The organism is Photorhabdus luminescens subsp. luminescens (genome assembly GCF_001083805.1).
Classification (GTDB): Bacteria; Pseudomonadota; Gammaproteobacteria; order Enterobacterales; family Enterobacteriaceae; genus Photorhabdus; species Photorhabdus luminescens.
This window is the reverse complement of the sequence record NZ_JXSK01000004.1, coordinates 83834-107869: the sequence shown is the minus strand read 5'-3', so window position 1 is coordinate 107869 and position 24036 is coordinate 83834. Positions and strand designations below refer to the sequence as shown.

General features: G+C 45.7%; 19 protein-coding genes, 1 pseudogene and 1 riboswitch. Of the genes and pseudogenes, 10 read left to right on the top strand and 10 right to left on the bottom strand.

All coding sequences use genetic code 11. The features are described 5' to 3' along the window. The first annotated feature begins 14 nt into the window (after nt 1–14). A complete protein-coding gene (modB, locus tag TI10_RS11515) occupies nt 15–707 on the top strand; it encodes a molybdate ABC transporter permease subunit (RefSeq protein ID WP_049583505.1) in 693 nt (230 codons plus the stop codon). Beyond that, complete coding sequence (gene modC, locus TI10_RS11510) at nt 701–1765, top strand: molybdenum ABC transporter ATP-binding protein ModC (RefSeq protein WP_049583504.1); 1065 nt, start codon at nt 701–703, stop codon at nt 1763–1765. Before modB ends, modC begins: the two co-directional genes overlap by 7 nt. A gap of 70 nt (nt 1766–1835) precedes the next feature. Here the strand turns inward: modC and TI10_RS11505 are convergent, their stop codons facing one another. Beyond that, complete coding sequence (locus tag TI10_RS11505; RefSeq protein ID WP_049583503.1) at nt 1836–2654, bottom strand: pyridoxal phosphatase; 819 nt, start codon at nt 2652–2654, stop codon at nt 1836–1838. A 108-nt stretch (nt 2655–2762) separates the two neighbouring features. Between TI10_RS11505 and pgl the strand changes: the two genes are divergently transcribed. Continuing rightward, nucleotides 2763–3749, top strand: coding sequence for a 6-phosphogluconolactonase (gene pgl / locus TI10_RS11500; protein ID WP_049583501.1), 987 nt, complete (start codon nt 2763–2765; stop codon nt 3747–3749). Nucleotides 3750–3870: 121 nt separating this feature from the next. Here pgl and TI10_RS11495 read toward each other — a convergent pair whose 3' ends face one another. Further along, nucleotides 3871–4293 (bottom strand): hypothetical protein, encoded by a 423-nt coding sequence (locus TI10_RS11495; protein WP_049583500.1) that lies wholly within the window; start codon nt 4291–4293, stop codon nt 3871–3873. Then, nucleotides 4294–4602, bottom strand: a complete 309-nt coding sequence (locus TI10_RS25965) for a hypothetical protein (RefSeq protein WP_244161583.1) — start codon at nt 4600–4602, stop codon at nt 4294–4296. Between the two features lie 219 nt (nt 4603–4821). Between TI10_RS25965 and TI10_RS26805 the strand changes: the two genes are divergently transcribed. Continuing rightward, a complete protein-coding gene (locus TI10_RS26805) occupies nt 4822–4989 on the top strand; it encodes a DUF7706 family protein (RefSeq protein ID WP_422615683.1) in 168 nt (55 codons plus the stop codon). 45 nt (nt 4990–5034) lie between these two features. Here TI10_RS26805 and TI10_RS11485 read toward each other — a convergent pair whose 3' ends face one another. The 4 genes and pseudogenes from TI10_RS11485 to bioA all read right to left on the bottom strand — a co-directional run bounded on the left by TI10_RS11485 (nt 5035) and on the right by bioA (nt 12520). Next, the gene (locus TI10_RS11485; RefSeq protein WP_049583498.1) at nt 5035–5439 is read right to left on the bottom strand and encodes a hypothetical protein; all 405 of its coding nucleotides are present in this window, start codon (nt 5437–5439) and stop codon (nt 5035–5037) included. Nucleotides 5440–5443: 4 nt separating this feature from the next. Then, complete coding sequence (locus tag TI10_RS11480) at nt 5444–9967, bottom strand: HNH/endonuclease VII fold putative polymorphic toxin (protein ID WP_080985036.1); 4524 nt, start codon at nt 9965–9967, stop codon at nt 5444–5446. Nucleotides 9968–10567: 600 nt separating this feature from the next. Then, a pseudogene (locus tag TI10_RS25955) lies at nt 10568–10998 on the bottom strand (transposase); the annotation flags it as partial. A gap of 250 nt (nt 10999–11248) precedes the next feature. Beyond that, nucleotides 11249–12520 (bottom strand): adenosylmethionine--8-amino-7-oxononanoate transaminase, encoded by a 1272-nt coding sequence (bioA, locus tag TI10_RS11475; RefSeq protein WP_049583497.1) that lies wholly within the window; start codon nt 12518–12520, stop codon nt 11249–11251. A 93-nt stretch (nt 12521–12613) separates the two neighbouring features. Here bioA and bioB point away from each other — a divergent pair, with 93 nt between their 5' ends. Genes bioB through bioD form a run of 4 tightly spaced genes read left to right on the top strand, consistent with a single transcriptional unit; the run spans nt 12614 to nt 16226 of the window. Beyond that, a complete protein-coding gene (bioB, locus tag TI10_RS11470) occupies nt 12614–13651 on the top strand; it encodes a biotin synthase BioB (protein ID WP_049583496.1) in 1038 nt (345 codons plus the stop codon). After that, the gene (gene bioF, locus TI10_RS11465) at nt 13651–14802 is read left to right on the top strand and encodes an 8-amino-7-oxononanoate synthase (protein ID WP_049583495.1); all 1152 of its coding nucleotides are present in this window, start codon (nt 13651–13653) and stop codon (nt 14800–14802) included. The genes bioB and bioF overlap by 1 nt, the downstream gene beginning before the upstream one ends. After that, on the top strand, nt 14786–15553 hold the full coding sequence (gene bioC / locus TI10_RS11460) for a malonyl-ACP O-methyltransferase BioC (RefSeq protein WP_049583494.1): 768 nt from the start codon (nt 14786–14788) through the stop codon (nt 15551–15553). Before bioF ends, bioC begins: the two co-directional genes overlap by 17 nt. Then, nucleotides 15546–16226, top strand: coding sequence for a dethiobiotin synthase (gene bioD / locus TI10_RS11455; protein WP_049583493.1), 681 nt, complete (start codon nt 15546–15548; stop codon nt 16224–16226). Before bioC ends, bioD begins: the two co-directional genes overlap by 8 nt. A gap of 203 nt (nt 16227–16429) precedes the next feature. Here bioD and TI10_RS11450 read toward each other — a convergent pair whose 3' ends face one another. After that, entirely contained in the window at nt 16430–17323 is an 894-nt protein-coding gene (locus TI10_RS11450) for a queuosine precursor transporter (protein WP_049583492.1), read from the bottom strand. After that, the gene (locus TI10_RS11445) at nt 17324–17938 is read right to left on the bottom strand and encodes a helix-turn-helix domain-containing protein (protein ID WP_049583490.1); all 615 of its coding nucleotides are present in this window, start codon (nt 17936–17938) and stop codon (nt 17324–17326) included. Between the two features lie 1655 nt (nt 17939–19593). Between TI10_RS11445 and uvrB the strand changes: the two genes are divergently transcribed. Then, on the top strand, nt 19594–21603 hold the full coding sequence (uvrB, locus tag TI10_RS11440) for an excinuclease ABC subunit UvrB (RefSeq protein ID WP_049583489.1): 2010 nt from the start codon (nt 19594–19596) through the stop codon (nt 21601–21603). Here uvrB and yvcK read toward each other — a convergent pair whose 3' ends face one another. Beyond that, nucleotides 21604–22512, bottom strand: coding sequence for a uridine diphosphate-N-acetylglucosamine-binding protein YvcK (yvcK, locus tag TI10_RS11435; RefSeq protein WP_049583488.1), 909 nt, complete (start codon nt 22510–22512; stop codon nt 21604–21606). A gap of 384 nt (nt 22513–22896) precedes the next feature. Beyond that, a riboswitch (molybdenum cofactor riboswitch) is annotated at nt 22897–23041 on the top strand. On the opposite strand from yvcK, the gene moaA reads away from it, so the two are divergent. Beyond that, nucleotides 23028–24011, top strand: coding sequence for a GTP 3',8-cyclase MoaA (gene moaA, locus TI10_RS11430; protein ID WP_175445344.1), 984 nt, complete (start codon nt 23028–23030; stop codon nt 24009–24011). Its footprint overlaps the riboswitch before it by 14 nt. Nucleotides 24012–24036 lie beyond the last annotated feature (25 nt).

The window sequence follows — 24036 nt, the reverse complement described above, 5'->3', positions numbered from 1 at the left end:
TAGATTTTTTGGTTATGTTGAGTGAATACGAATGGCAAGCCATCATCCTGAGTCTGAAAGTTTCAGGTATGGCGGTATTACTGAGTCTGCCATTTGGGATCTTGATGGCGTGGATTCTTGCTCGTTTCCGGTTTCCCGGTAAATCATTACTCGACAGTATCATCCATCTGCCGCTGGTGTTACCGCCAGTGGTCGTGGGTTATTTGCTGTTGATCAGTATGGGACGTCGGGGATTTATCGGTGAATGGTTATATGACTGGTTTGGGATCAGCTTTGCATTCAGTTGGCGTGGCGCTGCTCTGGCTTCGGCTATTGTTGCTTTTCCGTTGATGGTTAGGGCGATACGTCTGGCGCTGGAAAGTGTTGATCAGCGGCTGGAACAAGCTGCTCGGACGTTGGGTGCGAATCCGTTTAAGGTATTTTTTACTATCACATTGCCGCTCTCTTTGCCTGGGGTCATTGTAGGTACTGTTTTGGCATTTGCCCGTTCATTGGGTGAATTTGGCGCAACCATCACTTTTGTATCCAATATTCCAGGTGAAACGCGGACGATCCCTTTGGCAATGTATACTTTGATTGAAACGCCTGGAGCAGAAACGGCCGCAGCTCGTTTGTGTATCATTGCCATTATTCTGGCGTTGATATCACTGATGGTTTCTGAATGGTTAACCCGTTGGGGAAGAAGACGTTTGGGAGCAACATGTTAGAGCTGGATTTTGAGCAACAACTTGGCGATCTTCATTTACAGGTCGATACACAGCTACCCACTGAGGGGATCACCGCTATTTTTGGCCTTTCAGGCGCCGGGAAAACTTCACTGATAAATGTTATTGCCGGTTTGATACGCCCACAGAAGGGGCGGATTGTCCTTAATGAGCATGTACTGGTCGATATTGAAAAAGGTATCTGCTTACCACCAGAGCAGCGTCGTATAGGCTATGTTTTTCAGGATGCCCGGCTTTTTCCTCATTATCGAGTAAAAGGTAATCTTCAATACGGAATGTCTTCGGTGATGAAGCCGGAATTTGATAGCATTGTTAGCTTGCTAGGGATTGAGCACTTATTATCTCGTTTTCCTTTTACCTTGTCCGGTGGTGAAAAACAGCGGGTTGCTATCGGTCGTGCTTTATTGACGGCACCTGAGCTGCTGTTGATGGATGAACCGTTGGCATCGTTGGATCTCCCCCGTAAAAGAGAACTATTGCCTTATCTTGAAAAGCTTTCTGAAGAGGTCAACATCCCGATTTTGTATGTCAGCCATAATCTGGATGAGGTTCTTCGTCTGGTAGAAAATGTCCTCGTCATGGATAACGGAAAAGTCAGAGCAACAGGAAGATTAGAAGAAGTTTGGGCCAGTAGCGCACTACGTCTTTGGTTACAAAAAGATACCCTTAGTAGCATTCTGAATGTTTCAATGGTTGAACATCATAATCGTTATGAAATGACCGCAGTAGCGCTCGCTGATCAGGCTTTATGGTTGCCGAAAATTGATGCTCAACCGGGAACCGATTTGCGTATCAGAATAGATGCTTCAGATGTTTCATTAATACTGGAACCTCCGCGCGGCAGTAGTATCCGTAATATTCTGGCGGTGAAAGTGGTTGAGTTTTTTACTGATAATGGGCAAATCGATGTCAAATTGGCACTGAGTGGCCACTATTTATGGGCGAGGATCACCCCGTGGGCAAGAGATGAACTTAATTTGCGGTCTGGGCAGTGGCTTTATGCTCAGATAAAAAGTGTTTCTCTTTATCGGCAACTGTAATTTCTGCCAAAAGTAATAACGGGGAGCCTATCGAAAGGTTCCCCGAACGGTGGTTTTGTCAGACAAGCGATTAAAGAACGTACTTGCGAATAACTTCGGCAATACCTGGCTGAGTATTGTCCAGCGTCACCAGATCGGCTTGCTCTTTAATGGCATCCCCACTATTACCCATAGCGACACCAAGTCCGGCGGCTTTCAGCATGCTCAGGTCATTAAAGTTATCGCCAAAGGCAATGACATCTTTCATGTTCATTCCCTGTGATTCAACCCACTGTTTCAAACGCATACCTTTACTGTTGCCTTTCTTGGTAATATCCACCTGATCGAACCATGACCATTCACACGAAAGATCTGTATCATTTTCGATTTGTGCAGTCACTTCCCGCAGCTTGACTAAATCAGGAGAGCTGGTGGCAAATTTCCAGATAGACTGTACTTCATGAATAGCATGTTGAAAGCTAGTAACATGTCGCATAGTTGGGCGTTGAGATTCAGGCAGGGTTTCAGACCATTTCATGGTACGGAGAACTGTGTCATATGGTTCCTCATATAACATGGCGTCATCCACATACATCAGACGGTGAATATCTGTGTTTTTTAAGTGGGTGAGAACTTTTATGGCTTCCTGAGATGACAGCGGATCTGAGGCTAATACTTTCTTTTCATGGTAATCATACAGATAAGTACCATTACAGCAGATGGCAGGAGTATCGAGTTGCAAAGCCTGATAAAAAGGGTGGATAGCGACATGGTGACGGCCAGTGGCAATCAGCACCTTAATACCAGCTTTACGTGCTTCATTTAATACAATGAGTGATTCGGGCAGGATATTTTTTTGAGGATCGAGTAGTGTACCGTCCAGATCCAGTGCAATGATGCGATATGACATAAATTAGCCTCATAACTATATATAATATAAGGATATTACATTGGAACTGAATAAAGCTACACCAATTGTGCGGTGAGTTTAACCGATAAAACCAATTAAGGAGTGAAGATGAAACAAGTGGTTTATACGGCGAGTCCAAACAGTTGTCAGATTCATGTTTGGAACCTGAATAATGAAGGTGAGTTATCACTGATTCAGATAGTTGATGTACCGGGGGAAGTACAACCAATGGTGGTTAGTCCGGATCGTAAACATCTTTATGTTGGCATCCGGCCGCAATTCAGTATTGTCACTTACCAGATTGGCTCTAGTGGGGAACTGGTACAACAGGGGATTTCATCAATACCGGGTAGCCCGACTCATATCTCTACTGATAAACAGGGCCGTTTTCTGTTCTCTGCCTCCTATAGTTATAACAATCTGAGTGTCAGCCTAATTGATGATCAAGGTATTGTGGGAGAGCCTGTTCATGTTATTGCAGGCTTGCAAGCGCCACATTCGGCTAATATTGACTGGGATAATAAACAACTATTGGTTCCTTGTCTGAAAGAAGATCGCATCCGTATTTTTGAGATGACAGAAGAGGGTTATCTGACAGAAAAACGTGCTGAGGAAATCACTACGGCAATGGGTGCGGGTCCTCGCCATATGGCGTTCCATCCGAATCAGCAGGTGATTTACTGTATTAATGAACTGGATGCTACGGTGGATGTTTATCGCAAGTGGGAAAAATACCGGGCTGTTCAGACGATTGATTCATTGCCGGCAGATTTAGCGGGTGTTCGTTGGTCTGCGGATATTCATATTACACCGGATGGCCGTCACCTTTATACCAGTGAACGGACTTCAAGTTTGATCAGCCATTTTGTTATTTCGCCAGATGGCTTTAATTTAACGTTGGTAGGGCACTATAAAACTGAAACTCAGCCGCGTGGTTTTGCTATTGATCACAGTGGAAAATACTTAATTGCATCCGGTCAAAAGTCTGACCATATTTCAGTTTCTTCTGTAGATAAATATACCGGTGAATTGACTGAATTAGCGCGTTATTCAGTTGGCAAAGGTCCGATGTGGGTTACGGTGCTGGCCTTGTGAATCTGGTAGACGTTCATGTAAATAATCGGTAATTATGTAACTGTTCGGTCATCTCACCTTGCTGTTATCTAATAAAGCAAGGTGAGTTCACCGGAGCCTTGCGAAGCTTCCGGTTTGTTCATTAATACGATTGAATTAGTTCTCCTAGAGAGCCTGATTCAATATCGAATGAAAATCTGAAATCTATCCCATTAATATGGATAAAAAAATACAATTCATTATTTATATAATAAACATCTGAAAAAATCACATCTCTAGTATTTAAAATTTCCTTAATATTCCATTTAAGTGAGTTATCTGGATTTAGAATATATGCTTGATTCTTAGATTTATTAAAAGGAGCTACAATCAAAGCTATTCCAATGGAATCTTTCAAAATAAGAGGTATAAGTTTATTGTCATCGTATATTTCTTGTCTTTTTCCTGCATATACCCATGTAATACCAGTAGGAAGTAATTCGAAAACACTTAATCCTTGAGGATTCCGTTCCTTATCATAGTCACCCAGAGTATCTATGACCTTAAAATCACTAATGATGTTCATTTAGCCTCCACATTTTTTAGAATAAATTCTTCTTGGTTCATCAATGGGTTTTAATTTTGCTCTATCTTCATAATTTAGGATTTGTATCTGGGTACCTCCACCTGAATAAATTTTCCCTCCAGAAGTCTGTGGACCGACCGGCCCTGTTTGTATACGAATTCCTTCTGGAACATGGAACTTCTGCACATGCGATATTTCAGGTTTGAATTCAGGAATTACGGCCAATTGATTTCTTACATAATCAACATTCGGAATATGATCTAAGGTTGCCCATCCTCCAGGTTTAATTTGCCCTGGAGACATAGCCATTTCAACAGTAACCCCACCTTTAGGGACTACTGTAGATTCTAATTTTGCGCCGTTCCCCCAAGGATCTAGAGATGTTGGTGCTGGTAATCTCAATGGATTCAATCCGAATGGGTCAATCCAGTTCGCCGGATTATGCACGTAACTGTAAGGATTTACTCCTCCGGCTAAGTTCAACGGATCAGGCGATAAGTACTGCCCCGTTTCACTCTCGTAATAGCTGTGCCAGTTGTAAAAGAACCGCTTTCTTTATCCGCATACTGCCCGCAGGACCACAGGTTGATACGAGCTTTAGTTATTAATGACGAAGAAGCGTATCAGATTAAGGGTGTGGTCTATAAGCTCCAGTGTGTGCTGGTTTATAATGGTTATGCGCCTTTAGATCATTGATAAAACCGGAAAATCACGGGGATATTTCCGGTTAAATAGAGTTACTTATAATGCTGGATCGTCACCACCATCAATATAGACATTGCATCTTTGGAAAATCATTATATCGAAGTCAAATTCTACACTCCAAGAATCAGATACTTGTTTTATGATATAGCCATCATTATGTTGAGCTATAAATAGCGGACTATAGTTAATATTCTTCAAATTCTTTATATTAACTGACTTGCCACCACGCCCAAGTAATTTTATGACAATGACATCATAATCTTTTCCCCAAACTCCCCACTTAACAATTTCCTTTTCGGGTCTTTGTTTCGTGTGAATATTTAAAGAAATTCTTCCTTCTACATCAAAACCAATTTGACCAAGAAAAACGTCTTCCGTTAAACCTAGAGGAAACAATTCCTTTAAAAACAAATTACTGTCAATAGCATCAATTATATTCATTTTATTATCCCTTCGGAAAATTATAATGTCCATGTGTTCCAGGCACATCGCCAGTACCCAAGTTAGTGATAGGTCTAACATTAAAATGAGGTTCAGCGCCATGCCCCGGAGTCGCTTTTTCATGTCCTAGACTATGTTCCTGAATGACTATAGGCTTACCATCTTTATTTGTGTAATGGTATTGTCTTACTTTTATAACTTGCCCATTTGAGCCAATAATTTTCTTTCCATTTCCATCTAACAAATCGACTCTATCAATTTTAGGCTGTTGAATATTGGGTATTCCAGTATCTCTCTTAGCCTGCCTTAATGCATCACGACGGCTTTTACCTTCATAGGTAGTTTTCTTATTTTTTGCCCCTGGACACCCCGCCAGCCCCAATGGGTCAATCCAGTTTACTGGATCATGCACATACCCGTATGGGTTAAATCCGCCACTAAGATTTAATGGATCGGCACAGAGGTATTGCCCGATCTCGTTATCGTAATACCTAAAGCGATTATAGTATAAACCACTCTCCGAGTCCTCGTACTGCCCACAAAACCGGAAATTACACGTCAGGTTCCGTGGGTCGTTGACCGTCAGCACCGGCCAGCGCTCCGGCTCGCCCCAGGTGAGCAGCCGGCCCGCCCAGAGCAGTTCCCCCGCTTCGGTCAGAATTTCCCGCACCGTCCCTTGGTGGTCGCTCACCACATAGTATAGCTGACCTTTTTGATACCGTGCCGAAGGGGTCAGGGCGCCCGGCTCATAGAGCCAGTGAATGCTCTGTTCATAGTCAACGGTGCCGTCCGCATACACCGGCGTCTCTTCAATCAGCTGCTCTCCGCTCCACAGGTAATCATAGCCGATTATCGTGGTCGGTTTGGCCGGCGGTCCGGCCGGGTCTGCTTCCTTCCGCTTGCTAATCCGCCGCCCGAAGGCGTCATAACAATAGCGCCAGCGCGTCCCTTCCGGGCTGATAACCCCGGTCAGCCGGTCGTGCGCGTCCCAGCGGTAGCGCCAGGTCCGCGGCCGGTGACCCCATCGCTGCTCGGTTTTCTCTGTCCGCCGCCCGTTTTCATCGTAGCGATAAGTGCAGGCCCCGTGCTGAACGACCCGGCCGGTCTGCTGGGTGTGGTAGGCCTGGCGCAGGTCTTCGCTGAGCCGTTCCGGCACCCGTTTGTGGTAATGGAGGTTCTGGCCGGCATCGTACACAAACTGTTCGTCACAGGCCCGCGGCCCGCCAAACTGGGCGGTCACCACCTGGTCGTTCGCATTGTAGCCGTAGCGCGTCTCGTCCCAGAGTGGGTCTTCAATGCAGGCCACGTTGTAGGCCGGGGTGTAATGCCAGCGCCGGGTGACCGCGCTGCCGAGCGGCGGATAATGCGGGTCGGCCTCGTACAGCGTCTGTTTGAACCAGTCTGAACTGCGCCCGGCGGCCTGATGGGCCAGCAGCCCGACCGGGGTGTAAGCCTGTGACTGAATAAAACCGGCGGCGCTTTCCCGGCCCAGCCCGTCATGCTGCATGTTCAGCGGGGCATGGCCGTCAAGCTGCCACTGCATCAGCCGGCCGTTAAGGCCGTAGTGCCAGCGTAAGGCGGGCAGGGCGTCTACCTGGCGTCCGGCGGGCAGGCCGCTTTGCGGGTCCCACTGATGGCGGACGGCGCGCCCGTTAATCGTCTCGGTAATCAGGCGGCCGGATTCATCGTATTCAAACGCCACCACGGCGTCCGGGTTGGCGGCGCGGACCAGCCGTCCCTGCGCGTCGTGGTCGTAGGCGGTGACTGACAGTAACGCGCACTGGTCGGCTGCTTCCTGCCACACTTCCTGACGGGTGAGGCGGTCGTCGTCGGTGTAGCACCAGCGCAGCAGCTGGTGATTGGGGTAACGGGCGATGAGGCGGCGCCCGGCGCGGTCGTACTGATAGTCAATCGTCCGGCCGGTAAAATCGGTTTCGCGGATAACCCGGCCGGCCGGGTCGCGGGTGTAACGGTAGGTGTCGCCGGTTGCGTTGGTCACGGTTTTCAGGCGGGTCAGCCTGTCGTAGCCGAAGGTCAGGGCCGAGCCGTCCGGGCGGGTGAGGCGGCTGAGCAGGTCAAAGGCGTCATAGGTATAGCGGGTGGTCCGGCCTTCGCCGTCGGTGACCGCCGAGACCCGGCGCTCGCTGTCGTAATCAATCGTCTGCCGCACGCCGTCCGGTAAGCAAATCTCGCTGACACTGCCGGCCGGGCTGGCATGAGACGGGCTGTGGTGATAGCGCGTCTGCTGGTACAGGGCGTCGGTGACCCGCCGCAGCCGGCCCAGGCCGTCGATGTCAAACCGGGTCCGGGCGCCGTCCGGGGCCTGAATTTCACTGAGCTGCTGCTGTTCATAGCCGTAGCGCCAGGCGCGGCCGTCCGGCAAGACCTGGCGCAGGATTTCCCCCTGCGGGCCGTACCGGGTCTCTTCCACCCGGCCCTGAGGGTCGATAACGCTGCTCAGGTTCCCCTGCTCGCTGTAATGCAGTCGCCAGCGGGCGCCATCCGGCTGAGTGACCTGGGTAAGCTGGCCGTATTCATCGTAATCGTAAGCGGTGACGTCCCCGGTGGGCGACAGCAAGCCGGTCAGCTCGCCGTAGGGGCTGTACTCATAAGCCGTGGTCCGGCCGAGCGGGTCGGTTTCGGCGACTTTGCAACTGAAATCCCATTCGGTCAGGGATGCATGGCCGAGGGGGTCGACTTTCCGGGTGACCAGCCCGTCGGCGTTATAGTGATAGCGGGTACAGCCGCCTTCGGCATCGAAATAGGTGGTGACGTTATTGTCATCATCGTATTCAAAGCGGTCCTGCCAGTACCCCTGCGGGGTGGCGGTGGCAGTCACCCGGCCCGCGTTGTCATAGTGCACGGTGACATCGGTTTTATCGGTGTCGTGCCAGCGGGTCATATGGCCGTGCGGATTGTATTCATGCCACAGGTGGTGAAACTGAAAGGCGTCACATTCGGCCAGATACCCCTGGTTATCGTAGCGGCAGGTCGCCAGCCGCTGGCGTTGTTCCGCGTGCAGCCAGTCAATGGCGGTCAGTTGTTGTTGCGTATAGCGCAGCGTCAGTGTCGCCGTGTCGGCATGCGTGAGATGAGTCAGGCGGTGGTGTTCGTCGTAATGAAAGACGGTCTGATTGCCGTTGCGGTCTTCTATCCGGGACAGGCGGCGTTTATCCCCCTGGACCTCGGTAAAACTCAGTATCTGCTGGGTGCGGCGGTTAAACAGGCGCAGCTCGCCGCTCAGTTGCCCGTACAGCAGATAATGGCCGGCATGGAGGTTGACCGAGAAGACGTTGTCCTTTGGGGTATGGAAGGTGTAAATCACCCCTTCGCCGTCGGTGAAATGGGTTTCCTCGCCGTCGCGGCGCAGGTGTTGCGACCAGTCATCGGCCCACTGGGGGCCGAACAGCCCGGCGAGATTGGCCGTCGAGCGGTAAGTGCGGTTCAGGGCCAGCGGCAGGACGCCCGGCAGGGCCAGCACCGGCCAGACCTGCAAGAAGTCGCCGGTCGCCACATCCACCGGCTCGCCGGCTTTGCTGCAAAGCTGACTGTCACAGCCGGTTTTTTTCACCGACGGGGCGGGGGTTTCATGCGGGCGGTTTTTGTTCCCTCTGGGCAGGGGAATGAAACCGGCCAGCGCCACGGCCCAGCGTAAGGCCCGGTCGTTGCTGATGAGGATGTCACAGACCCCCTGCGTTTCCTGGGTTATGGCAATCGATGCCGCGCCGCTGTTGATATTGGCGTCACAGGCGGTGCGGTGGCCCAGCCGGGCAATAGGCTTGCCGTTGGCGAACACGGTTTTGGCGCCTTCGGCAATCACCACCGGGCCGGGGTGGTCGCTGCACACAATTTTGTCCCCGGCCCGGGCCACCGGTTTGCCGTCAAAAAAGACATTGGGCGAGCCTTCAATGATGGTGCCTTTATTTTGTCCGTATTGTCCGATAGCGGCCCCGAGACTGGCGTAAGCGGCGCCGACAAAGCCGCCGGCTAATCCGGCCGCGGCGCCGGCGAGGATGGCGGCCCCGACGCCGGCAGTGGCGACCACAAAGGCGGCAGCGGCCACCGCCACCACGGCCCCGAGTAAGACGCCGCCCAGCGCGCCCCATAACCCGGCGCTTTTATTCTGATGGGCAATGGCATCCCCCAGCCGGGCGGGCGCATTGCCTTCGGTGGAGACGGTCTGCATGCCCAGCGCCTGCGCGACCTGATGGCCGATTTTATCGCCGACATAACTGCCGACATACGCGCCGACGGTCCCGGTGGCCAGGCCGGCGGCAAAGGGGGCGGCCGCGCCGGTGGCGACCGCATAGGCCCCGGCCGCGCCCAGCGTGGCTTTGTTGAAGGCGTCGCTTTCCAGAAACGCCAGCGCTTTATCTGAACCTGAGGTTGTCTTGGCGGTCCGGGGCGGCGGGCCGGCGGGTTTAGCCGGGGCGTTTGCCTCGGTATCGGGGGGCGTTTGCCGGGGCGGGGAGGCCGGCGTGCGGCGGGCCGCGCCGGCGCCCGCCCAGACATTCTGTAATAGACTCATCACAACTCCTTGGCATTAGGGTTTATCACCCGTGCGGGGCTGAAACGAGGTCATGATGGCGAGCATTTGTTTTAGTTGAGTTGAGGGCAGGTTGCATGTTAGCCCGTCAGCACTTTGAGTATTCAGGCGGTCAGCGATTTGTCCAGCGCTAAATCGCCTGCATTGGTTTTTTTGGAATGACATCACGCTTCCTTTATCATTTCTGAGGGTTTACAACGTACGGCACAGTTGTCCGACAGCGTTAATTGCGGCGCGTAGTGATAAATAAATCATCCAAGGGTTAAAAAGCCTCGGGTAAAGCACATCGAACTATGAGAGTGCTAGCAGTCTGTTGCTGATAGTCTTATTGATAACCTGTATTGAACAGGCAACATTGGGGATATTCTATTGTTGTTAAGATAACTGAACTGATAAGTAGTTTTATTTGTTTAATATCCAATCAAGAACATATAACAAAAAATTCATGTTGTCCCGCCTGTTTGTGTGATTAATATTTGATTAACTTAATAAATGTGACATAAATCCCAAATTTTTTTAACCAGCTGCGTTCACCAAAAATCCGATTTAAGTGAAGCTCAGGTTAATTAACCTGAATTTTGTTTAAACCGTCACTATACTATCCTCTTCAAAATAGAAAATATTTGGGGACGGTTTCTTCAATTTAAGGCTGTCAGCAATGAGTCCCCCTGAACTGTCAATAGAAATCCTTTTGTACTCCGGTGGCGTGAATGTTCTATCTGAGAAATCGTTTTTGGCTGCTTATTGCTCATTTCTATGATAAATCTCTTAATAATATTATTTTATCCCACTCGGCCAGCGTATCTGCTTTCATATTATGTCGCTTTTTAGTGATAAGGGTGATGCCAGTGTCTGCTAAATTGCCCTTGAGTTCCTGCTCAAATAACCTTTATTATTGTAAGGAGAATTTATACATCCTTAACTGCGAGTTCACGAACGGGTTCTTGAGCATCCATGTTGCCTGCGGTCACTTTAGCTGCCACGATTTCTCCCTGATGGTTAACAATCAAATGTTGCTCAAGTATACTTATTTAAGGCTTGCTTTACATTCTATGTGAAGCAGGAGTTGATGATTTGTTGGATAATCTTTGCCCAGAGGTAACTCTACTTGTGTAAGCACCCGCCCCCACTCATTACGAAGGTCGGGGTGTGGAGAAATTTTTCGAAAAAGGCTCCCGATTGGGGGCCTTTTTTGATCGAGTTGAAATGCAGCTTTACTGATTGCTCGCAATAAATTCAGAAAAATTTCTTCAATAACAAAAATTACAAATTAATTGCACCAGAGATGGCCTTTGTCAGGTGTGAAAGTTGCTCTGGTTGAATAATATAAGGCGGCATCAAATAAATCAGCTTGCCAAATGGTCTTATCCAAACACCTTGAGAAACAAAATGGTGTTGTAGCACCGCCATATTCACAGGCTGTTTCATCTCCACGACGCCAATTGCACCTAATACCCGAACATCAGCCACTTTTGCGTGATATTTTAGTGGCATCAACTCAGTATTTAATTGATTTTCAATTGATTTAACACGTTGTTGCCAAGGGCTTTGTAATAACAATTTCAAATTGGCTTCTGCTACGGCACAAGCTAATGGATTGCCCATAAACGTTGGGCCGTGCATAAAACAGCCTGCTTCGCCATTGCTAATCGTTTCGGCTACCTTACGAGTTGTCAGCGTTGCTGATAGTGTCATATAACCACCTGTCAGCGCTTTTCCTACACATAAAATATCTGGCTTAATTTCAGCATGTTCACAAGCAAACAATTTTCCTGTGCGGCCAAAACCAGTGGCAATTTCATCCGCAATTAATAGAACCTGATGCTGATCACAAAGCATTCTCACCTGACGCAGATATTCAGGATGATAAATTCGCATTCCTCCAGCACCCTGTACGATAGGTTCAAGGATCACCGCGGCAATATCACGGGAATGCTGCTCCAGCAAAGTACGGAATGGCATGATATCTCGCTCGTCCCACTGAGAATTAAATTCGCATTGAGGCGATTCGGCAAACAGATGAGGTGGCAGATAGCCTTTGTAAAGATTATGCATTGAATTGTCGGGATCACAGACAGACATAGCACCGAATGTGTCGCCATGATAACCGTGGCGTAATGTCAAAATACGCTGACGTTTCTCACCTTTTGCTTGCCAGTATTGCAATGCCATTTTTAGCGCCACTTCCACCGCGACAGAACCTGAATCCGCCAGAAAGACACATTCCAGTGATGATGGGGAAATTGCCGCTAATTGCCTGCAAAGTGCGATTGCGGGCGGATGGGTAATTCCACCAAACATGACATGGGACATTTGATCAATCTGAGTTTTAGCGGCTTGGTTCAGTACCGGATGGTTATATCCATGAATGGCAGCCCACCAGGAAGACATACCATCCACCAGCTTACGACCATCAGCCAACTCTAGTTCCACCCCAGAAGCTCCAACGACAGGGTAAACCGGAAGAGGGTTAGTCATGGAGGTGTAGGGATGCCAAATATGGCGTAGATCAAATTCAATATCGGAAGAGGTCATAAGGCTGATGTAAACTTATTTATTTAAAATTGGTTGACAGTATAACGGCATTATTTAAACTGGCTAGACTTTTTTCACACTGGAGATGTTATTGTGATTGAACGTAAGCAATGGACAATTAAGCAGGCGCAAGAGCTGTTTGATAAGCCTTTTTTCGAATTGTTATTTCAAGCGCAACAGGTTCATCGTATGTACTTTGACCCTCAGCAAGTACAGGTCAGTACACTACTTTCCATCAAAACCGGGGCTTGTCCGGAAGATTGCAAATATTGCCCGCAAAGTTCCCGTTACAAAACTGGTCTTGAAAAAGAGCGGTTGATGGAGGTGGAACAAGTCATTGATTCTGCTCGTAAGGCTAAAAATGCCGGTTCAACACGTTTTTGTATGGGTGCGGCGTGGAAAAATCCCCATGAGCGGGATATGCCTTATCTGGAGAAAATGGTTAAGGAAGTCAAAGCACTGGGAATGGAAACCTGCATGACGCTGGGCATGCTCAATGGTTCACAAGCGCAGCGGCTGGCGGATGCAGGATTAGATTACTATAACCACAACCTTGATACCTCGCCGGAATTTTATGGCAACATCATTACGACCCGGACCTATCAGGACAGATTGGATACTCTTGATAAGGTACGGGAAGCGGGCATAAAAGTGTGCTCTGGTGGTATTGTCGGTCTGGGCGAAGCGATCCGTGATCGGGCCGCGTTATTGGTACAACTGGCAAATCTGCCAAAACCGCCGGAGAGTGTGCCCATCAACATGTTGGTTAAAGTCAAAGGTACGCCACTGGCTGATAACGAAGATGTAGACGCTTTCGATTTTATCCGCACGATTGCGGTTGCCAGGATCATGATGCCGTCTTCTCATGTCCGGTTATCCGCAGGTCGTGAACAGATGAATGAGCAGACACAGGCAATGTGTTTTATGGCCGGAGCCAATTCTATTTTCTATGGCTGTAAGTTGCTCACTACGCCTAACCCGGCGGAAGATAAAGATTTACAACTGTTTTGCAAGTTGGGCATTAACCCTCAGCAGACTCAGACAGCATTCGGTGATAATCAGCAACAGCAGTATTTGGCAGAAGCCATTATTAATGCGGATAACGAACAATTTTATAATGCGGCATTATAATGGGCTGGTCATCTTATCTTTCTCGGCAATTATCTGAGCGTCGGGATACTTCGCTGTGGCGTCAGCGGCAGGTTAATCAGAAATCAGATGGGCGTTTCCTGTATACCAATGATGGTAGATATCTCAATTTTTCCAGTAATGATTACCTTGGGTTAAGTACAAATCCCGCAGTTATTTCCGCATGGCAGCAGGGAGCGGAACAATATGGTGTTGGCAGTGGTGGTTCAGGTCATATTACGGGTTATACAAAAGCCCATCAGCTATTGGAACAACAATTGGCTGACTGGTTAGATTATCCAAAAGCATTGCTGTTTATTTCTGGATATTCTGCTAATCAGGGAGTTATTGCCGCGTTAATGACGAAACAGGATCGAATTATTGCTGATCGTCTGAGTCATGCCTCATTAATGGAAGCCGCCATACATTCCCCCGCTCAATTATGGCGTTTTCTTCATAACCAACCTGAATCACTTACAGATTTATTGGCAAGGCCTTGTATTGGAAAGACGTTAGTGGTGACCGAAGGTGTGTTCAGTATGGATGGTGATTGCGCGCCGCTAGCAGATATTTATCAGCAAACCAGAATTTCTGGCAACTGGTTAATGGTAGATGATGCTCATGGTATTGGTATCTGTGGTGAACAGGGCAGGGGAAGCTGCTGGCAACAGAAAGTTAAACCGGAGATCTTGATTGTGACTTTTGGCAAAGCATTTGGGTTGAGTGGCGCCGCGGTGCTTTGCGATGAGCAGACAGCCGAATATCTGATTCAATACTCACGCCATCTTATCTACAGCACTTCTATGCCCCCGGCACAAGCGCAGGCTATTTCTGAAGCGGTTCGGCAGATACAATCTGGTGATGAATTGCGCCAACGATTACAACAGAATATCAATGATTTCCGTCGGCAGGCACAGAAACTGCCGTTCAATCTGACAGATTCAACCACTGCGATCCAGCCATTGATTGTTGGTAATAATGAATTAAGTATGTCTTTATCCCAATATCTGCAACAAAAAGGTATTTGGGTCAAAGCTATTCGTCCACCAACAGTACCTCCGGGTAGTGCCAGACTTCGCATCACTCTGACTGCCAGTCATACGCAGCAGGATATTGATATGCTGATGGAGGCATTGTATGAGTTCCGTAGCTGAATTTGTCAATAAACAGGCGATTGCCGGAGCGTTTGGGCGAGCGGCTGCCAATTATGATGTGGTAGCGAAATTACAGCAGCAAACTGGTGAATTTCTTATGCAACAAGCCGATGGACATCCTGGTCAGTTAATCTTGGATGCTGGTTGCGGTACAGGTTTTTTTAGTCACCGCTGGCGGCAACAGGGGAAGCAGGTTATTGGGTTGGATTTGGCATCAGGCATGCTGATTCATGCCCGTAAACAGTTGGCGGCTGATTATTATCTGCAAGGGGATATTGAACGTTTAGGGCTTGCTGACAGCAGTGTTGATATCTGTTTTAGTAATCTGGTTGTTCAGTGGTGCGATAATTTATCCGGCGCTTTAAGAGAACTTTATCGGGTAACTCGTCCTGGTGGATTGATTCTGTTTTCTACCTTGGCTAAAGGTTCATTACATGAATTGAAGCAAGCTTGGAGTGCGGTTGATAACTACCAACATATTAATCACTTCCTGCCACAACAGACGATTAAAGATGCTTGTCGGGGATTTCGGCATTGCCTTATTAGCCAGGTTTATCGCCAGCAATATTCTCATATATTGCCGCTATTGGGTTCGCTGAAAGGGATTGGCGCGACTCACCTTCATTATGGGCGACAGCAAGGACTGATGACGCGTGGACGGTTGACTGCTTTAGAGCAGGCTTATCCACGAGAAAATAAACATTTGCCTCTTAGCTATCAGGTTGTCTTTGGAGTGATTTATCGTGACTAAGCGCTGGTTTTTGACGGGTACAGATACCGAAGTGGGTAAAACAGTTGTAAGTTGTGCTTTATTACAAGCGGCAACTAAAGCAGGATATAAAACAGCAGGTTATAAACCCGTCGCTTCCGGTAGTGAAATAACGTCGGCAGGTATTCGTAATTCCGATGCGCTGGCATTGCTGGCAAATAGTTCTGTGCCTTTGCAATATGAAGAAGTAAATCCGTTGGTATTTATTGAAGCAACATCCCCCCATATTGCCAGTGATGACTTGAATCAGCCTATTGATTTTGCTGTTATGTCTACGGGGTTGCGTCAATTAGAAAAGAAAGCGGACTGGGTTTTAGTTGAGGGCGCTGGTGGTTGGTATACCCCTTTATCGCAATCGGCGACTTTTGCTGACTGGGTGGTTAAAGAGCAATTGCCGGTTATTTTGACAGTGGGGGTGAAACTGGGTTGTATTAATCACGCGATACTTACCGTGAAGGCTATTATAGATTCAGGGTTACATTTTGCAGGCTGGATAGCCAATGAGGTTGAACCCGCAGGCAAACGCCAACAAGAATATTTGGCAACATTAAAACGTATGTTACCCGCGCCTTTATTGGGTAAGATTCCTCATTTAATGCCAGAATATTTTAATCATTTAGGGGAATATATAGATTTAAAATTACTGGATAAGTGAATTGTTAATTTAATCTATCCGAGTGTTATTTTAGTGTTGTGATGGATAATTACAGTATTTATATCTTTGGTAATGAATATATTGATTTTACTGTTAATTATACATGGCGAATTATTTTAGAACAATATGCCGGAATGATGTTCCGGCATAAAAATGATATTTTTCAATAAGTTTTATATGTTCTAACAAAACTAAATCTCTATTTATACTTCAGCGAGTTTTTTATTGACTGGAGCATCTGTTGGTCGGTTTATATAATTCCTGAATATCTTTCTTACCAAATAAATAGGGCCTACACCCAGGATAGAATAAGCCACTTTAATGAGAAATTGGGCGATAATCATTTCTTTTATAATATCTATACCGAGAACACCATAGAAAGCAACTGAGCAGAATATTATACTATCAAATGCTGAGGCGATAACAGTACTAGTGATTACTCGTAGGAAAAGATATTTTGAATTGGTGAGAGATTTTATTTTGCAAAGGAGATATGAGTTTATATTTTCAGAGATAAAATAAGCAAGAGATGATGCCAGTAATACAGATACGATACTATTCACTATTCCATTATAAGTTGCACCAAACTCCCATCCAGGAACACCCGGCATCAGTGCGGTTCCCCAAAGCCCGAGAACAAATAATAAGTTCGCTGCAAAAGAGATAATAATTGTTCTTCTTGCCAGACGTAATCCATAGAATTCGTTAAGAATATCGACCAATAAGAAGGTAATAGGGTAAATAAAAACCCCAGGAGGCGTGACGATATCAAAGATCGGGATATGAATGGGTTTCACACCACATATGGTAGAGAAAATATAGATAACACTGAGCGCAATGCTAATCAGTAAATAGGCTTGCCATGAGCGTTCATGACGATCCCCAAGTTCATAAGCTGTGACAATATTACTGTGGCTGTATAGTTTCCGATATATCGTACTGAGCTCATGCCTGCTCAGATCTTCTGAAATATCACTGTCAGCTAGCTCTTTTAACCCCATAGTAATGGTCTTGCCTGTCGCGAGTACCATGACATTCGCCGATAATTTACCGTATCTTGTGAATCCCAGTAATTTAAACTTCTGATTTGCTGTCATTTATAGTCTTTCTCCTACGATATAGCCTAAGAAATGAGCATTTCTGTAGGGTTTCCTATCGAGACAGTCATCATTTTTCTCTTGCCGGATAAAGAACCCAATTCCCTTAGCGTAATACAATAATGGCGTATTGGTGACTAATGCGGGGGGACGTTTTATAAGGATCACCTCGCCTGGAATGAATGTATCTTCTATTGCCGATTCAACTTTAAGCGCCAGCATGTTTGATTCATCACCAAAGAAATAGGTAAGTGGATACTCGGTAACAAGCTGACCTATTTTTTTCTCAGAAACGGATAAGAATTCAGATTGTGGAACGATAGGGATAGCCGAAGGATTTTTATTGCCTTCGGTTGAGAGTGTTTCATTGAGACGTTCTAATTGTTCAAGGTCATAATATTCTATTTCTTCACAGGAAACACCGAAAAAATCGGAGATCCGAAGTACAGTAGATTGTTGAACGTTATTGACTTGTCCTTCCAGGATTTTATAAATGGTGGTACGGGTTAATCCAGTTCGATTGGAAAAAGAACTCTTGGTTTCTCCACGGGTACGTATCAAATATTCTATATTTTTAATGATATTCGTTTTTCGCTGTGCGTTAGACGTTTTCATGAGAATCCTTTATGTAAAGATAACAGCATTACTATATGTTACTTGATGATATTGTCCAGTGTGAAAAAACCACTCATTGTAATAATTTATTGATTTTACTTTTAATATTTTATTTTTCTGATTACTTATATTAGCACATCCCATATCAGAAAATGCTCATGGATTTACATTTATATTCTAAAAATGAAAGTTAAATCATGGAATTAAGGTAAATTCATTATAAAGTTTACACAAAACTGAACTTTATGTTTATTTTTGTGTTGACTTTATGGATTTTATTATAATAATGTTAAGTTGTGTTGATGTGTTTTTGGGTCATCAGATAGCATCAAACAAAATATTATTATTATAAATCTCTCGGGGAAAAGAGCTACTTTATCCGTCGAGTTTGAAAGTGGGTTATTTCTTTTAGCACTAGGGAATCTCCGGAAAACAGAGGAAGTGAAATAAACATTAGGACTAAATTAGTAAATTAATAAAATGATAACACAGTTAAAACACCAGGAAATGGCAGTATAAAGATGCTTTGGAACAGCAATCGATTGAAATTGTGAATGATAGATACAAAGTAGTTTTTCGATCGAAAATAGCCAGCAGAATATTGGACGTTTTATGAGGGCAGTGTCGATTTGATATTTGTGTATCTATCATTTTTTTTATGTATTCGTGATGGGGCATTTTGTAAAATAGGGGATATACTGATGTAAATTCATTAATTTATCAAGGATCTACCTTAATATCCTAATTAAAAATCGGGTTTTGTTCATGCCAATTAAGCCAGTTGTTGTTTTTTGGTAAATGTTTATTGGTGTTGCTTGTTGGCATAGTAAAAGTAATAAAAAACGCTGTCGATGATATTGAATCTGCTATTGCTGAAAGCGTAGAATCCTATTTCCGTTTAGTAAAACACAACTCTACCTCTTGAGTAACCGATTTCATACAGGAAACTGTTCATTGGTCGTCTCTTATTTGAATAAAAATTCTAATCTAATATCAATATTGTTTTCTGCTGCTTGATGGAGAAAATACAGTTTTTTTTCCGCCAGCATACAGAATATACCGATAATTATCTACCTTTAATGTTGTTAATATTGAACGAACATAATTTATTGATGTTTAATTTCAGTGAGAAAATTCTTACTTTTACAGCAAATTTATTCATTTTTTTGAGATGAGTAGCTGAGTATAAAGGTTAAAAAAATAGTAAAAATTTTTATCGGTAGACGATACCTATTTTGTGGCATGATGTTGCAACCTCGTACAGTTAATAGGGTTTGTAGAGTTATCCACTATTCCTGTGGATAACCTTGTGCATTAGACTTAGAAAAGTGACGCAACGCAAGAAAATACGCGGCTTGCGTCAAGGTTGATGTTATTCTCGTCTTTGTTTTAATTCTATTAAATATCAATAAGATAATTAAAATCAAGCCCTGTCTGGTTGGTGATGATGCCCCATGTTGTCACCTTTCAGCCGATCATATAGAAAATGGAAAAATCAAGATAATTTTGGGGATAAAATGGCATTTATTTTGATATCAACGCATGTTTAATTGATAGAGAAGTGACCTACTTGAGCCCATTTTTATAAAACTAACTTGAAGCTGGTTTTTTATCCAGTATTATAGGTGAGTTAATGTTAGGAAAGTGAGATACCGATGAATAAGGTGTTCAAATTACATTCTGACTTCCAACCGGGTGGTGATCAACCAGAGGCTATCCGTCAATTACAGGAAGGCTTAGAAGACGGGCTTGCCCACCAGACTTTGCTAGGGGTAACGGGGTCGGGTAAGACATTCACTATCGCTAATGTGATAGCTAATTTAAACCGACCAACGATGGTACTTGCTCCGAACAAGACACTGGCGGCTCAACTTTACAGTGAAATGAAGGACTTCTTCCCAGAAAATGCCGTCGAGTACTTTGTTTCTTATTACGATTATTACCAGCCTGAAGCCTATGTGCCGAGCTCCGATACTTTTATTGAAAAAGATGCTTCGGTAAACGAGCACATTGAGCAAATGCGTTTGTCTGCTACTAAAGCTTTGCTGGAGCGGCGAGATGTGATTGTTGTTGCGTCTGTCTCGGCTATTTATGGTTTGGGCGATCCCGATAGTTACCTAAAAATGATGCTCCACCTGACCAACGGGATGATTATCGATCAACGTTCCATTCTGCGGCGTTTGGCTGAATTGCAATATACCCGTAATGATCAGGCATTTCAGCGGGGGACATTTAGGGTACGCGGTGAAGTGATTGATATCTTTCCGGCTGAATCTGATGAGCACGCCCTGCGCGTTGAGTTATTTGATGATGAAGTGGAACGGTTATCACTGTTTGATCCGCTAACAGGGCAGATTCAATATCATGTTCCACGATACACCGTTTATCCGAAAACTCACTATGTTACTCCGCGTGAGCGTATTATTCAGGCAATGGAAGAGATTAAAATTGAGCTTGAGCAGCGGCGTAAAGTATTGCTGGCAAATGGTAAATTGCTGGAAGAGCAGCGTATTACGCAGCGTACTCAATTTGATTTGGAAATGATGAATGAATTGGGTTATTGCTCCGGTATTGAAAACTATTCCCGTTACCTTTCTGGCCGTGCTGAAGGGGAGCCGCCGCCGACACTGTTTGATTATCTCCCTGCTGATGGTTTGTTGGTAGTGGATGAATCGCACGTTACCATCCCGCAAATTGGTGGAATGTACCGAGGGGATCGCTCTCGCAAAGAGACGTTGGTGGAATATGGTTTCCGCATGCCTTCTGCGTTGGATAATCGTCCACTTCGGTTTGAAGAATTTGAGGCACTGGCTCCACAGACAATTTATATTTCGGCTACGCCGGGCAAATATGAATTGGAAAAATCCGGTGGCGACGTGGTGGAACAGGTGGTGCGTCCTACTGGTTTGCTTGATCCGGAAGTGGAAGTGCGTCCTGTCGCAACACAGGTTGATGACTTACTGTCTGAAATTCGCATTCGGGCGGTGAAAAATGAGCGGGTGTTGGTCACTACGTTGACTAAGCGCATGGCGGAGGATTTAACCGAGTATTTGGAAGAACATGGCGAACGGGTTCGTTATTTGCACTCGGATATTGATACTGTCGAACGTGTGGAAATTATTCGGGATCTTCGTTTAGGTGAGTTTGATGTATTAGTGGGCATCAATTTGCTGAGGGAAGGGCTGGATATGCCAGAAGTTTCTCTGGTAGCTATTCTGGATGCGGATAAAGAAGGTTTCCTGCGGTCTGAACGTTCATTAATTCAGACGATTGGGCGTGCTGCCCGTAACTTACATGGTAAAGCAATTCTTTATGGCGATAAGATCACTGACTCAATGGCGAAAGCCATTGGTGAAACGGAACGTCGGCGTGCTAAGCAGCAGGTATTTAATGAAGAACACGGCATTACTCCAAAAGGTCTGAAGAAGAAGATTGGTGATATTCTGCAAATCGGGCAGCCAACGGGTGGCAAAGGGAAGGGCAGAGGTAAAGCGGTTGCCACAACGGAAACATTCAGCAAACTGTCTGCTAAAGAGTTGGAAAGCAAAATCCGCGAGCTGGAAGCGAAAATGTACCAGCATGCGCAGGATCTTGAATTCGAACAGGCGGCGAGTGTTCGGGATCAGGTACAAACATTGCGAGAGCGATTTATTGCCAATTCTTAATTAACCAAGGTTTTGCAGGGTATTCTCTAACGCCTGATGCAGTAATTCACGGTCATGGCGGTAGGGAATATCCTGTGCTTCGAGTATTTGTTGAGTAATAATCCGGTCGTTAAGGTCACTGATATCTGTACAAGGGCCAACAATGACCGCATCAATTATCCGGCTGCCAATTTTGTTTTCCATTATTTCCAGCTTATCTTTTAGTGTCAGTTTAGCGGCAGCGGCGCTTAATTCTTTGCCAAGATTACCGATATAAATCATATTGGCGTTGCTACGGCGCAGCGCTTGGGTGAGATCTTCAAGCAGAAGTAATGGCATCAGACTGGTAAAGAAGCTGCCGGGGCCGATGATAATCAGATCTGCCTGAGTGATAGCATCCAGAGCCTCTTTTGTTGCCGTCGCAGGAGGATAAAGCATCAACTCCTGAGGAATACAGTGCAACTGATCAACATTAACTTCGCCATAAATGGTGTTGCCTTGATCATCTATCGCCATCAGGTCAACAGGCTGCTCAGACATTGGAATAAGATGAGCATTAACTTTCAGCAAACTGCGGATTAAATTAATCGCCTCAAGAGGTCTGACACTTAAATGATCTAGCGCCTTAAGCATCAGATTACCCAGATTATGCCCTGCTAGTTCTCCATTGCCGCCGAAACGGTATTCGAACATTGCCGATGCCACACTGGGTTCGGTAATAAGTTGATTTAAACAATTGCGGGTATCTCCCCAGGCAATACCGCCTTCAGAGCGCCGAATTCTGCCGGTTGAGCCGCCATTATCTGTCGTGGTGACAATGCCTGTTAGGCGGGAACCTAGTGATGAAAGAGAGGACATAACACGCCCAAGGCCATGACCTCCGCCTAAGGCAACTACCCGATCTAAATCGGCTAATGTGCGGTTTCGCATAGAATTCCTGTTGCTGACTGAACATATATTTACCGAATAATTCTAGCGTAATTTATTATAAAACACGATTAATCGGATAAGCGTTACGATTGGGCGCAATATTTTAATTGATCGCCAATAAGAAGTTGTTTGCGATTTGTTCTGAACATTTGATAAATCATTGTATATTCAATTATATAACGAAAGTAGGTATTCGCATTTTTCTTTATTAAGCGCTAGAATTTATACAGAGAATATCGTTTTACATTAAATTATATACCCTATAGATTTCAAGATGCATCGCGACGGCAAGGGAGAGAATCCCCGGGAGCATAGCGAACTATGTGACCGGGGTGAGCGAGTGCAGCCAACAAAGAGGCAACTTGAAAGATAACGGGTATAGATGTTGAAATTTAACTCCTAGCCTCTGCATCTAAGTCACTTTCTACACAGTGATATGATGTTTTGGCCGTGACCAGTGAGTCACCAGGATGTGAGGCAGAAATGCCTGCGTCTCCCGTGTTTGGAAAGGTGTTATTGTGGAACAACTTATAGACGCTTTTGCCCGTAAATTTTACTATTTGCGGCTATCCATTACCGATGTATGTAATTTTCGGTGTACTTATTGCTTGCCGGATGGTTATAAACCCCGTGGGCATCACTCCTTTTTGACATTATCCGAAATCCGTCTTGTTGGCCGGGCGTTTGCTGAGCTGGGTACAGAGAAAATCCGTTTGACGGGTGGCGAACCGACCATGCGCCGCGATTTCACCGATATTATTTCCGTTATACGTGAGAATAAGTTGATTAAAACTCTGGCGGTAACTACCAACGGTTATCGAATGGAACGGGATGTCGCTCAGTGGAAAGAGGCAGGTTTAACTGCGGTGAATGTCAGTATGGACACGCTTGATCCCCGCCAGTTTCATGCAATTACCGGACAGGACAAATTTTTTCAGGTGATGGGCGGTATTGATGCCGCATTTGCGGCGGGTTTTAATAAAGTGAAAGTCAACGTAGTGCTGATGAAAAATGTTAATGATATCCGCCTGCCGGCTTTCTTGCACTGGATAAAGGATCGTCCGATTCAATTAAGATTCATTGAATTAATGGAGACCGGTGACGGTGGCGAAATGTTTCGTCGATACCACATTTCGGGGGAAACTATCCGTGAACGTCTGTTGCTTGATGGTTGGCGCTTACTTCAACGTTCACGTAGTGATGGACCGGCACTGGTGTTTAACCATCCTGATTATCAGGGAGAAATTGGTCTGATTATGCCTTATGAGAAAGATTTTTGTCGAAGTTGTAATCGGTTACGTGTTTCTTCAATAGGTAATCTTCATTTATGCCTGTTTGGTGAACAGGGGATACCACTGCGTGACTTGCTGGCAAATGAAGAGCAACTCGATGATCTGAAATTGCGTATTCAGGGTGGATTGCGCCATAAACGGGAAACCCATTTTCTACATCAAGGTGATAGCGGAATCACCCCAAATCTTTCTGTTATCGGCGGTTAATTTACCGCTAGATATTGTTGTTTTT

Coding starts and splice junctions, on each gene's coding strand:
- modB (WP_049583505.1), top strand. CDS start 15: ATGTTGAGTGAATACGAATGGCAAGCCATCATCCTGAGTCTGAAAGTT.
- modC (WP_049583504.1), top strand. CDS start 701: ATGTTAGAGCTGGATTTTGAGCAACAACTTGGCGATCTTCATTTACAG.
- TI10_RS11505 (WP_049583503.1), bottom strand. CDS start 2,654: ATGTCATATCGCATCATTGCACTGGATCTGGACGGTACACTACTCGAT.
- pgl (WP_049583501.1), top strand. CDS start 2,763: ATGAAACAAGTGGTTTATACGGCGAGTCCAAACAGTTGTCAGATTCAT.
- TI10_RS11495 (WP_049583500.1), bottom strand. CDS start 4,293: ATGAACATCATTAGTGATTTTAAGGTCATAGATACTCTGGGTGACTAT.
- TI10_RS25965 (WP_244161583.1), bottom strand. CDS start 4,602: ATGGCTATGTCTCCAGGGCAAATTAAACCTGGAGGATGGGCAACCTTA.
- TI10_RS11485 (WP_049583498.1), bottom strand. CDS start 5,439: ATGAATATAATTGATGCTATTGACAGTAATTTGTTTTTAAAGGAATTG.
- TI10_RS11480 (WP_080985036.1), bottom strand. CDS start 9,967: ATGAGTCTATTACAGAATGTCTGGGCGGGCGCCGGCGCGGCCCGCCGC.
- bioA (WP_049583497.1), bottom strand. CDS start 12,520: ATGACCTCTTCCGATATTGAATTTGATCTACGCCATATTTGGCATCCC.
- bioF (WP_049583495.1), top strand. CDS start 13,651: ATGGGCTGGTCATCTTATCTTTCTCGGCAATTATCTGAGCGTCGGGAT.
- bioC (WP_049583494.1), top strand. CDS start 14,786: ATGAGTTCCGTAGCTGAATTTGTCAATAAACAGGCGATTGCCGGAGCG.
- TI10_RS11450 (WP_049583492.1), bottom strand. CDS start 17,323: ATGACAGCAAATCAGAAGTTTAAATTACTGGGATTCACAAGATACGGT.
- TI10_RS11445 (WP_049583490.1), bottom strand. CDS start 17,938: ATGAAAACGTCTAACGCACAGCGAAAAACGAATATCATTAAAAATATA.
- uvrB (WP_049583489.1), top strand. CDS start 19,594: ATGAATAAGGTGTTCAAATTACATTCTGACTTCCAACCGGGTGGTGAT.
- yvcK (WP_049583488.1), bottom strand. CDS start 22,512: ATGCGAAACCGCACATTAGCCGATTTAGATCGGGTAGTTGCCTTAGGC.